This window comes from Pseudomonas sp. P1_F7 (genome assembly GCF_056405655.1).
Genome location: NZ_JBFUBR010000017.1, coordinates 134818 through 146758 on the forward strand (window position 1 = coordinate 134818; position 11941 = coordinate 146758).

The 11941-nt window shown below is 60.0% G+C and carries 9 protein-coding genes; all 9 read right to left on the bottom strand.

Going from position 1 to position 11941, the window contains the following annotated elements; translation table 11 throughout:
- Nucleotides 1-7: 7 nt before the first annotated feature.
- Nucleotides 8-1015 (bottom strand): NADH-quinone oxidoreductase subunit NuoH, encoded by a 1008-nt coding sequence (gene nuoH, locus AC1D1M_RS24285; protein WP_046037838.1) that lies wholly within the window; start codon nucleotides 1013-1015, stop codon nucleotides 8-10.
- Nucleotides 1012-3726, bottom strand: a complete 2715-nt coding sequence (gene nuoG, locus AC1D1M_RS24290; protein WP_477777567.1) for an NADH-quinone oxidoreductase subunit NuoG — start codon at nucleotides 3724-3726, stop codon at nucleotides 1012-1014. Before nuoG ends, nuoH begins: the two co-directional genes overlap by 4 nt.
- Before the next feature lie 137 nt (nucleotides 3727-3863).
- Complete coding sequence (gene nuoF, locus AC1D1M_RS24295; RefSeq protein WP_008053446.1) at nucleotides 3864-5219, bottom strand: NADH-quinone oxidoreductase subunit NuoF; 1356 nt, start codon at nucleotides 5217-5219, stop codon at nucleotides 3864-3866.
- A complete protein-coding gene (nuoE, locus tag AC1D1M_RS24300) occupies nucleotides 5216-5713 on the bottom strand; it encodes an NADH-quinone oxidoreductase subunit NuoE (protein WP_008020715.1) in 498 nt (165 codons plus the stop codon). Before nuoE ends, nuoF begins: the two co-directional genes overlap by 4 nt.
- A gap of 2 nt (nucleotides 5714-5715) precedes the next feature.
- Nucleotides 5716-7500 carry an NADH-quinone oxidoreductase subunit C/D gene (nuoC, locus tag AC1D1M_RS24305; RefSeq protein ID WP_477777568.1) on the bottom strand — a complete coding sequence of 595 codons (1785 nt, stop codon included), beginning with the start codon at nucleotides 7498-7500 and terminating at the stop codon, nucleotides 5716-5718.
- A gap of 73 nt (nucleotides 7501-7573) precedes the next feature.
- Complete coding sequence (locus AC1D1M_RS24310) at nucleotides 7574-8248, bottom strand: NuoB/complex I 20 kDa subunit family protein (protein WP_046037844.1); 675 nt, start codon at nucleotides 8246-8248, stop codon at nucleotides 7574-7576.
- A 10-nt stretch (nucleotides 8249-8258) separates the two neighbouring features.
- Complete coding sequence (locus AC1D1M_RS24315; RefSeq protein ID WP_003223812.1) at nucleotides 8259-8672, bottom strand: NADH-quinone oxidoreductase subunit A; 414 nt, start codon at nucleotides 8670-8672, stop codon at nucleotides 8259-8261.
- Between the two features lie 549 nt (nucleotides 8673-9221).
- On the bottom strand, nucleotides 9222-10547 hold the full coding sequence (gene aceA, locus AC1D1M_RS24320; RefSeq protein ID WP_034146910.1) for an isocitrate lyase: 1326 nt from the start codon (nucleotides 10545-10547) through the stop codon (nucleotides 9222-9224).
- A 474-nt stretch (nucleotides 10548-11021) separates the two neighbouring features.
- Entirely contained in the window at nucleotides 11022-11783 is a 762-nt protein-coding gene (locus tag AC1D1M_RS24325; RefSeq protein ID WP_477777569.1) for a secretin N-terminal domain-containing protein, read from the bottom strand.
- Nucleotides 11784-11941: the final 158 nt, after the last annotated feature.

The window sequence follows — 11941 nt, forward strand, 5'->3', positions numbered from 1 at the left end:
TCTATCCTCACTGAGCCGCGACGGCGGGCGTGTTGAGCAACACGATCGCAGCGGTCACCAGCATGTTGACGAGGGTCAGCGGCAGGCAGAACTTCCAGCTGAAATCCATCACTTGGTCATACCGTGGGCGCGGAATCGAGGCGCGCAGCAGGATGAAGAACATGATGAAGAACGCGGTTTTCAGTGCGAACCAGATGAACGGGATCTGCGGCAGGATGCCGAACGGACCGTGCCAGCCACCGAAGAACAACGTCACCAGCAGCGCCGAAATCAGCACGATGCCGATGTACTCGCCGACGAAGAACATGCCCCATTTCATGCCGGCGTATTCAATGTGGTAACCGTCGGCCAGTTCCTGTTCCGCTTCCGGCTGGTCGAAGGGGTGACGGTGAGTCACGGCGACGCCAGCAATGAAGAAGGTCAGGAAACCGAAGATCTGCGGAATGACAAACCACAGATTCTGCGCTTGATATTCAACGATGTCGCGCATGTTGAACGAGCCGACCTGGATCACGATGCCCATCAGCGACAGGCCCATGAACACTTCGTACGACACGGTTTGCGCCGAGGCCCGCAAGCTGCCCAACAGGGCGAACTTGTTGTTGCTCGACCAGCCGGCGAACAGCACCGCGTAGACCGACAGACCGGCCATGGCGAAGAAGAACAGGATGCCGATGTTGATATCCGCCACACCCCAGGTCGGGGTGATCGGGATGATCGCGAAGGCAATCAGCAAGGCGCTCATGGCCACGACCGGTGCCAGGGTGAAGATCACTTTGTCGGCGAACGGCGGGGTCCAGTCTTCCTTGAAGAACATCTTGATCATGTCGGCCGCGATCTGGAACGCGCCGAACGGGCCGACGCGGTTCGGACCGTAACGGTCCTGCCAGAGGGCGAGCAGACGACGCTCGACCCAGCTCAGCAGGGCGCCGCAAACCACCACGGCGAGCAGAATCACCACGGCCTTGAGGACCGCGATGATGATGTCGATCACTTCAGGAGTGAACAAGGTCATTGCGCTGCCTCCTGCAGACCGTCAACGGATTTGCCAAAGATGGCTGGCGGAATGCCGGCGATGCCCGCAGGCAATGCCACCAGACCGGCGCCCAGCTCTTCATTGATACGCAGTGGCAGACGCAGGGTCTGGCCGGCCACGTTCAGGCTCAGCATGGCACCGTCGTTGACGCCCAGACGGTCGGCTTCGGACTTGGCCAGAGCAACATAAGCAGCCGGAATGCGTTCCTGAACCGGAGCGGCTTTCGAAGAGTTCTCTTCGCTGCCGAACAGGTGGAAGAACGGCACAACCTGCCAGGTGCCCTGGGCCGGGTTGAACGCACGCGGAACGCTGGCGAACCAGTTCAGCGAGTCACCGCTGCTTTCGATCAGGCGGGTGCCCGGGTCGCCAGCGCGGATGTGCCCGCCGACTTCGTCCTGGAACTTGTTCCAGGCCTGCGGCGAGTTCCAGCCCGGAGACCAGGCGAATGGCACTTGCTGACGCGGTTCGGCCGAGCCCGAGTAACCTTCCATCGAGAAGTTGAACGCGGTGTCCTTGTCCTGCGGGGTACGCGGTTCGTGCACGCTGATGTCGGCGCGCATGGCGGTACGACCGGAGTAACGCAGCGGTTCGCGGGCCAGTTTCATGCCCTTGATGCGGAACGCGGCGGACGGTGCGGCATCGACGATGCGGTTCAGAATCGATGTGCTGGAAGCGACGGCGGCGGTGGCGTGGTCCAGTTGTGTCCAGTCAATCGGCTGGTTCAGCAGGGTCGCGCGCAGGGCATGCAGCCAGCGCCAGCCTTCGTGAACCAGGATGCTCGCATCCATGTACTTCGGATCGAAGACCTGGAAGAAGCGCTGGGCGCGACCTTCCTGGCTGACCAGGGTACCGTCGCCTTCAGCGAAGCTGGCGGCTGGCAGAACCAGGTGCGCGCGATCGCTGGTGGCAGTCTTCTGATGGTCGGCGACGATCAGCACTTTGGCGGCGGTCAGTGCAGCATCGACCTTGGCCTTGTCGGTACGGGTGTACAGATCGTTTTCCAGCACGACGATGGCGTCGGCACGGCCAGAGATCACGGCTTGCAGCGCGGCGTCGACCGAATCGCCACCGAGCATGGCCAGGCCGAGGCTGTTGGCCTCTGGCACGATCAGGCTGATGGAACCGTTCTTCTCGCGCAGCTTCAGAGCTTTGGCGATGTTCGCGGCGGCTTCGATCAAGGCTTTGGAGCCCAGGGAAGTACCGGCGATGATCAGTGGACGCTTGGCTGCGAGCAGGGCGTCGGCGATGCGCTTGGCCAGCTCGAGTGCTTCGCAGTCCAGGCCTTCAACGGCTGGAGCGCTGGCGTCGAGGGCGTGAGCCACGGCGAAACCGATGCGGGCCAGGTCGTCTGGAGCGGCGTGAACACATTCTTCGGCGATGTCGTCGAGCTTGGTTTCAGCCAGGCTTGCGATGAACAGCGGGTTCAGCGCGTGCTGACCGATGTTCTTCACCGCGGCGTCGAGCCAAGGCTGGACGCGCATGGCGTCGGCCATGTCTTCGGCCTTGCCCTTGACCGATTGACGCAGGGACAGGGCCATGCGCGCAGCCGTCTGGGTCAGGTCTTCACCGAGGACGAACACGGCGTCGTGGTCTTCGATGTCGCGCATGTTCGGCACTGGCAGCGGGCTGTCTTTCAGCACTTGCAGGACCAGGCGGATGCGCTCCAGCTCGGCAGCTTCGATACCCGAGTAGAAGTGCTCGGCGCCGACCAGTTCGCGCAACGCGTAGTTGCTTTCGAGGCTGGCACGTGGCGAACCGATACCGACGATGTTGCGACCGCGCAGCAGGTCGGCGGCTTTATCCAGCGCTTCGTCGAGGCTCAGCTTGGTGCCACCCGCCAGCTGCGGCTGACGTGGACGGTCTTCGCGGTTGACGTAGCCATAGCCGAAACGGCCACGGTCGCACAGGAAGTACTGGTTCACCGAACCGTTGAAACGGTTTTCGATGCGACGCAGTTCGCCGTAACGCTCGCCCGGGGAGATGTTGCAACCGCTGGAGCAGCCATGGCAGATGCTCGGCGAGAACTGCATGTCCCACTTGCGGTTGTAGCGCTCGGAGTGAGTCTTGTCGGTGAACACACCGGTCGGGCAGACCTCGGTGAGGTTGCCGGAGAACTCGCTTTCCAGGGTGCCGTCTTCAACGCGTCCGAAGTACACGTTGTCGTGGGCGCCGTACACGCCGAGGTCGGTGCCGCCGGCGTAGTCCTTGTAGAAGCGCACGCAGCGATAGCAAGCGATGCAGCGGTTCATCTCGTGGGAAATGAACGGGCCCAGTTGCTGGTTCTGGTGGGTACGCTTGGTGAAGCGGTAACGGCGCTCGTTGTGGCCGGTCATTACCGTCATGTCTTGCAGGTGGCAGTGACCGCCTTCTTCACAGACCGGGCAGTCGTGAGGGTGGTTGGTCATCAACCATTCGACAACACTGGCGCGGAAGGCCTTGGATTCTTCATCTTCGATGGAGATCCAGGTGCCGTCGGTGGCAGGGGTCATACAGGACATTACGATACGACCACGGGTGTCGTTCTCGTCGGTGTACTGCTTGACCGCGCACTGGCGGCAAGCGCCAACGCTGCCAAGGGCAGGGTGCCAGCAGAAATAAGGGATATCGAGGCCTAGCGACAGACATGCCTGTAACAGGTTGTCTGCCCCGTCGACTTCGAGCTCTTTGCCGTCTACGTGGATAGTGGCCATGGTTCAAAGTTCTTCGTTGGCCCGGTGTCAGCGGGCGTGGCTAATGGAATCTTGTTATCCGCGTGAATCAACACAGCCGTTAAAGGCGTCATCACACGAAAAGCGAAGGGCACGGACCCTTCGCCTTTTTTAAGCGTTTACGCGCCGACTAGAATCGGCCTTGCCAGAGGCGGGACGGCGGCGCTGACTGGCGCGATACCGGCTTCGAACTCTGGACGGAAGTATTTGATTGCGCTGCCCAACGGCTCCACGGCGCCCGGTGCGTGAGCACAGAAGGTCTTGCCCGGGCCGAGGAAGCCGACCAGACCCAGCAGGGTCTCGATGTCGCCTGGCTGGCCTTCGCCGTTCTCGATGGCCATCAGGAGCTTGACGCTCCATGGCAAGCCATCGCGGCACGGGGTGCAGAAACCACAGGATTCGCGGGCGAAGAACTGCTCCATGTTGCGCAGCAGGGACACCATGTTGACGCTGTCGTCCACCGCCATGGCCAGGCCGGTACCCATACGGGTGCCCACTTTGGCGATGCCGCCGGCGTACATTTGTGCGTCCAGGTGTTCCGGCAACAGGAAGCCGGTACCGGCGCCGCCAGGCTGCCAGCACTTGAGCTTGTAACCGTCGCGCATGCCGCCGGCGTAGTCTTCGAACAGCTCGCGACCGGTGACGCCGAACGGCAGCTCCCACAGGCCCGGGTTCTTGACCTTGCCGGAGAAGCCCATGAGCTTGGTGCCCATGTCTTCGCTGCCTTCGCGAGCCAACGATTTGTACCAGTCCACGCCGTCGGCGATGATCGCCGGCACGTTGCACAGGGTCTCGACGTTGTTCACGCAAGTCGGCTTGCCCCACACGCCTACGGCGGCAGGGAAGGGCGGCTTGGAGCGCGGGTTGGCGCGGCGGCCTTCCAGGGAGTTGATCAATGCGGTTTCTTCACCGCAGATGTAACGCCCGGCGCCGGTGTGGACGAACAGCTCGAAATCGAAGCCGCTGCCCAGAATGTTCTTGCCCAGCAGGCCAGCTGCCTTGGCTTCTTCCACGGCACGGTTCAGGTGCTTGGCGGCGGTGGTGTACTCGCCACGCAGGAAGATGTAGCCACGGTAGGTTTTCAGCGCGCGGGCACTGATCAGCATGCCTTCGATCAGCAGATGGGGCAGTTGCTCCATCAGCATGCGGTCTTTCCAGGTGTTGGGTTCCATTTCATCCGCGTTGCACAGCAGGTAGCGGATGTTGATGGATTCGTCCTTTGGCATCAGGCCCCACTTCACGCCAGTGGGGAAGCCTGCACCGCCGCGACCCTTGAGGCCGGAATCTTTCACGGTCTGGACGATGTCGTCCTGAGCCATGTCGGCGAAGGCCTTGCGCGCAGCGGCGTAACCGTTCTTGGCCTGGTACTCGTCGAGCCAGACGGCTTCGCCGTCGTCACGCAGACGCCAGGTGAGCGGGTGAGTCTCTGCCGAACGCTTGATGCGGTTGGCAGGACCGAAGGAAGTCAGGGTCATACGTAGCCCTCGAGCAATTTGGCAACGCCGGCTGGCTGTACATCACCGAAAGTGTCGTCGTCGATCATCAACGCCGGCGCCTTGTCGCAGTTGCCGAGGCAGCAGACCGGCAGCAGGGTGAAACGACCGTCGGCGGTGGTCTGACCCAGGCCGATGCCCAGCTTGCTCTGGATTTCGCTGACCACGGACTCGTGGCCGCCGATGTAGCAGACCATGCTGTCGCAGACGCGAATGATGTGACGGCCCACTGGCTGACGGAAGATCTGGCTATAGAAAGTCGCCACGCCTTCAACGTCGCTGGCCGGGATGCCGAGGATCTCGCCGATGGCGTACAGAGCGCCGTCCGGCACCCAGCCACGTTCCTTCTGGACGATCTTCAGGGCTTCGATCGACGCCGCGCGCGGGTCTTCGTAGTGATGCAACTCGTGCTCGATGGCCGAGCGCTCGGTTTCACTCAAGGTGAAACGGTCTGTCTGGATAAGCGTGCTGTTCATGCTTAGCGGTCCACGTCGGCCATAACGAAATCGATACTACCCAGGTACGCAATCAAGTCCGCGACCATGCTGCCTTTGATCACCGAAGGGATCTGCTGCAGGTGCGGGAAGCTTGGGGTACGAATCCGGGTGCGGTAGCTCATGGTGCCGCCATCGCTCGTCAGGTAATAACTGTTGATGCCCTTGGTCGCTTCGATCATCTGGAAGGATTCGTTGGCCGGCATGACCGGGCCCCACGAAACCTGCAGGAAGTGCGTGATCAAGGTTTCGATGTGCTGCAGGGTGCGCTCTTTCGGTGGCGGCGTGGTCAGCGGGTGATCCGCCTTGTACGGGCCTTCCGGCATGTTGCGCAGGCACTGGTCGATGATCCTGATGCTCTGGCGCATCTCTTCGACACGCACGATGCAACGGTCATAGGCATCGCCATTGGCGGCCAGCGGCACTTCGAATTCGAAGTTCTCGTAGCCCGAGTACGGACGCGCTTTACGCAGGTCGAAATCGCAACCGGTCGAACGCAGGCCGGCACCGGTGACGCCCCATTCCAGGGCCTCTTTGGTGTTGTAGTCGGCGACGCCGATGGTCCGGCCACGCAGGATGCTGTTGTCCAGTGCGGCTTTCTGGTATTCGTCCAGACGCTTGGGCATCCACTCGACGAAATCCTTGACCAGTTTTTCCCAGCCGCGCGGCAGGTCGTGGGCGACGCCACCGATGCGGTACCAGGCCGGGTGCAGGCGGAAACCGGTAATGGCTTCGATCACCGTGTACGCGCGCTGGCGGTCGGTGAAGGTGAAGAACACCGGGGTCATGGCGCCGACGTCCTGGATGTAGGTACCCAGGAACAGCAGGTGGCTGGTGATCCGGAAGAACTCGGCCATCATGATGCGGATGACGTCGACCTTCTCTGGCACCTTGATGCCGGCCAGCTTCTCGACCGAGAGCACGTACGGCAGGTTGTTCATCACACCGCCGAGGTAATCGATACGGTCGGTGTACGGGATGAAGCTGTGCCAGGACTGACGCTCGGCCATCTTCTCGGCACCACGGTGGTGGTAACCGACGTCCGGTACGCAGTCGACGATTTCTTCGCCGTCCAGCTGCAGGATGATGCGGAACGCACCGTGTGCGGACGGGTGGTTCGGGCCGAGGTTGAGGAACATGTAGTCCTCGTTCGGGCCGGAACGCTTCATGCCCCAGTCTTCCGGCTTGAAGCGCGCGGACTCTTCTTCGAGCTGCTGCTTGGCCAGGTCCAGGGTGAAAGGGTCGAACTCGGTGGCACGGGCCGGGAAGTCCTTGCGCAGCGGGTGACCTTCCCAGGTCGGCGGCATCATGATGCGCGACAGGTGCGGGTGGCCTTTGAAGTCGATGCCGAACATGTCCCAGACTTCACGCTCGTACCAGTTGGCGTTCGGCCAGATGCTGGTGACGGTCGGCAAGCTGAGGTCGCTCTCGGACAAGGCGACTTTGATCATGACGTCACTATTACGTTCGATCGACATCAGGTGATAGAACACGGAGAAGTCGACGCCGTTCGGCAGCCCTTGACGCTTGGTGCGCAGACGCTCGTCCACACCGTGCAGGTCATAGAGCATGACGTACGGCTTGGGCAGGTTACGCAGGAACGTCAGCACTTCGACGAGTTTGGCGCGGGCAACCCAAAGCACCGGCATGCCGGTGCGGGTAGGCTGGGCGGTAAACGCCTCCGGGCCAAAACGGTTGTTCAGTTCGACGACCACATCCTGGTCGTCTGCCTTGTAAGGCGGGATGTACAGAGCACTGCCTGTAGTCATGGTTATTTTATCGCTTTCGGTCAACGTAAAGAATGAAGCCAGGTTCTCGTTCTATTAAAGAAGCAGATCTGGATCAGACTTCGTCGGGGCTGCGCAGGTTGGTGACTGCGATTCGCTGTTCGCGGCGCTTTTCCTTCTCGGAAGGCATCTCGGCGCGGTATACGCCTTGATCGCCGACGACCCAGGAAAGCGGGCGACGCTCCTGTCCAATCGACTCTTGCAAGAGCATCAAGCCTTGCAGGAAAGCTTCAGGACGGGGCGGGCAGCCAGGCACGTAGACGTCCACGGGCAGGAACTTGTCCACCCCTTGAACGACGGAGTAGATGTCGTACATGCCACCGGAGTTGGCGCACGAACCCATGGAGATGACCCATTTAGGCTCGAGCATTTGCTCGTAGAGACGCTGAATGATCGGCGCCATCTTGATGAAGCAGGTACCGGCGATAACCATGAAATCCGCCTGACGCGGCGATGCCCGGATAACCTCGGCGCCAAAGCGCGCGATGTCGTGGGGCGCCGTGAAGGCGGTAGTCATTTCCACGTAGCAGCACGAAAGACCGAAGTTATACGGCCACAGGGAGTTCTTGCGCCCCCAGTTGATCGTGCCGTTAAGCACGTCTTCGAGCTTGCCCATGAAAATGTTTTTGTGGACTTGATCTTCTAACGGATCGGAAACGGTTTCCCGCTGGCCAATCGGATACTGCTCGTTAGGAGCATCGGGGTCGATCCTGGTGAGATTGTATTGCATTGCCAAAGCCTCATTGTTTCAGCTTCGCTTGCCGCTTGCGCCGAGCTTCCGGAGCCCAGTCAAGGGCGCCCACTCGGAATAGGTAGACAAGGCCTGCCAACAGAATTGCTATGAAAACGAGAGCTTCGACGAATCCGGTCCAGCCGCTTTCGCGGACGGACACAGACCATGCAAAGAGAAAGAGGGCTTCGATATCGAAGATCACGAACAACATCGCGACCAGATAGAATTTGGCTGAGAGCCGCAAGCGGGCGCCACCTGTAGGTAGCATGCCGGACTCGAACGGTTCGTTTTTGCTGCGGCCCCAGGCTTTTGACCCAAGGAGGCTGGAGACGCCCAGCATGAAGGCACAGAGGCCGACGACGCCTAGAAGGAAAATGGCAAAGCCCCAGTTATGGGCCATGAGTCCTGTCGCTTCGGGCATGCTGGTAATCCTTAACAGAGAGCAAGGGTCTCTGAGCTTGAAAAGAAACAAAAGCAGTGACGATATGTCGCAGCAATCAATCCAGCTGATTTTATGGCTAAACACCCGGCAAGTAAAATTCCTATAGCGAAATTTATTATAGGAATAAGGACATAGCAGGCCTCAAAACCCCCACAGGCCTTGCGGCTCGGGCATTAGCCGGCATTTCGTCAATTATGTTTTGTAGGGAATGTAACGAACATTTCTGCCTATAAATGATAATCAGTATTATTTGGATCGTTTTTCAAACTGCTTGCCCTTCGGATACTCTGGAAGTTGTCTTATATGGGCGTTACAGCAAGTAGCGGCGGTGAGCGTTTTAGCGAATTTTTCTGACAGTCGTACCGCTCTGGATCAATGTTTTTCAGATCGCCGCTCCCGCAGGTTTTTGCGGTGTTTGTTGAATCGCAGGCAAAAAAAACGCCCCGAACCAGTCGGGGCGTCAGATGTGCAGCGCTGCGGTTAGCTTTCTATTCGGCCCGCAACGGCTGATGTCTCAAGCGAAGCAGATCAGTGGAACTGCTCTTCTTCAGTCGAGCCGGTCAGTGCGGTTACCGAGGACGAGCCACCCTGGATCACAGTGGTCATGTCGTCGAAGTAGCCGGTGCCTACTTCCTGCTGGTGCGCCACGAAGGTGTAACCCTTGGAAGCGTCAGCGAATTCCTGCTCTTGCAGCTTCACGTAGGCAGTCATGTCGTTGCGGGCGTAGTCGTGCGCCAGGTTGAACATGCTGTGCCACATGTTGTGAATGCCGGCCAGGGTGATGAACTGGTGCTTGTAGCCCATGGCGGACAGTTCGCGCTGGAACTTGGCGATGGTCGCGTCGTCCAGGTTTTTCTTCCAGTTGAAGGAAGGCGAGCAGTTGTACGACAGCAGTTGGTCCGGGTATTCCTTCTTGATCGCTTCAGCGAAGCGACGAGCCTCGTCCAGGTCTGGCTTGGCGGTTTCGCACCAGATCAGGTCGGCGTACGGGGCGTAGGCCAGGCCGCGAGCGATGGCCTGGTCCAGACCGGCGCGCACTTTGTAGAAGCCTTCCTGGGTACGTTCGCCAGTCACGAATGGCTGGTCGTACGGGTCGCAGTCGGACGTCAGCAGGTCAGCGGCGTTAGCGTCGGTACGGGCCAGGATGATGGTCGGAGTACCGGCAACGTCAGCAGCCAGGCGAGCAGCGGTCAGCTTCTGTACGGCTTCCTGGGTAGGAACCAGTACCTTGCCGCCCATGTGGCCACATTTCTTCACGGAAGCCAGTTGGTCTTCGAAGTGAACGCCGGCGGCGCCTGCTTCGATCATGCTCTTCATCAGCTCGTAAGCGTTCAGTACGCCGCCGAAACCGGCTTCGGCGTCAGCCACGATCGGTGCGAAGTAGTCGATGTAGCCGTCGTCGCCCGGGTTCTTGCCGGCTTTCCACTGGATCTGGTCGGCACGACGGAACGAGTTGTTGATGCGCTTGACCACAGTTGGAACCGAGTCCACCGGGTACAGCGACTGGTCCGGGTACATCGATTCGGCGGAGTTGTTGTCCGCAGCCACTTGCCAGCCAGACAGGTAGATCGCCTGGATGCCGGCCTTGACTTGTTGCACAGCCTGGCCGCCGGTCAGGGCGCCCATGCAGTTGACGAAATCTTTCTCAGGACGGAAGGCTGGCTTGGCACCCTGGGTCACCAGGTTCCACAGCTTCTCGGCGCCCATTTTTGCAAAGGTGTGCTCAGGTTGAACCGAGCCACGCAGGCGGACGACGTCAGCAGCGGAGTAAGTGCGTGTCACGCCTTTCCAGCGCGGGTTTTCAGCCCAGTCTTTTTCGAGGGCTGCAATTTGCTGTTCGCGTGTCAGTGCCATGGGAGATAAACCTCGTCGCGTCTTTATGAAAAGTTGTTCTGCGGTGGAAAATTCCTGCGCTCGCTGACCAGAAGCTTAAGCGGTCAAGTCGGATTCGGCGGGGAGGGCGACGGGATGAACGATCGGCTCGAGGGGAAGTGAGCAGGTAAAGGCGAACTGCGGGCGCATTCGGGCGTCGTGGGCCTTGGTGCGAACATCAGTGTGGTGCCGGGTTACCTATTACGCTTCCGTCCCTCGGGACAACTTCGTTCCAGTCGACAACCTCGTCAAACACACCTTGTGGGCGGTACAGACACGAAGCGGTTCGCGGGGGTAGGTGCGAACATCGCCTCGAAGGCCCTTGCCAGGGCCTCTGATTAGCGGGAGCGAGGCCATCATGCCTTTGCTTTTTTGGCTCGTCAAACGTTTTGTAGTGCTTTTTTTAAGGCACTACATCTTTGGTCTAATACGACTCGTCAGTCAGTTTTTGGTGCTTTAGTCCAAGGTGTCGACTTTCACCCGCAATGTCATGTCGTTGCGGCTCTGGGTCGAGTAGCTGCGGGTCTGGCCCTGTTTGTCGGCCTGGGTCTGGCCGTTGACCCCGGCCAGCAGGATCCACTCACCGAGGTGGCCGGTGACGGTTGTGTCGGTGCTTTGTACGTTCACTACATCGGGACGTTCCTGGCTCATGCGGTCACGGTTGGTGCTGATCGACAGGTGAACGATGTCGCCGGTGACGTTTGCTGTGACATAGAAACCCTGGGTGACGTTGCGGTATTGGGTCTCGCTGCTGTAACCACCGTAGGAATCAGTCTGGCTGCTGGTAATCGGCACGCTCTGGCCGACCTGGATCAGCGCCGGTGCACCTTCGCTGGCCTGCACTTGCTGGATGCCGCCGTCACGACTGTCGGTGCTGTAGTTGATGATGCGGGTCTGGCTGGGCTTGGCGCCGTTCACCGAATAACCCTGGTCGCCCTGGAAGTTGTTGTCGCTGGTATCGACGGTGATCAGCAGGCGCTTGGGTGCGGTGTCGAGTTGCGAAAGAAGGGCTTTAAGTTCGTCGATCTTGCGCTGATCGGCGTTGACGATGAGTTGATTGCCGTAGGTGCTGACCTGTCCGTCCTTGCCGATGAAATCTTGCGCCACCGGCAGCATATCGGCGCTGGTGTGGTAGTTCAGGGGCACGATTTCGGTGGCTGCCAAGACCGAAAAACTGCAGGTCACCAGCAGGGTGGTGAGCAGGGTGCGTAGGGGCATATCCGTTATCTCCGCCATTTGATTTGTGTAGGAGCGAGCTTGCTCGCGATGGTCGTCAACGATAATGCGTGAAGCCTGACACCCCGCGGCGCTCTCAAGTCCATCGCGAGCAAGCTCGCTCCTACAAATGTTGATATTGTCAGTTTGTCGGCCCGGGA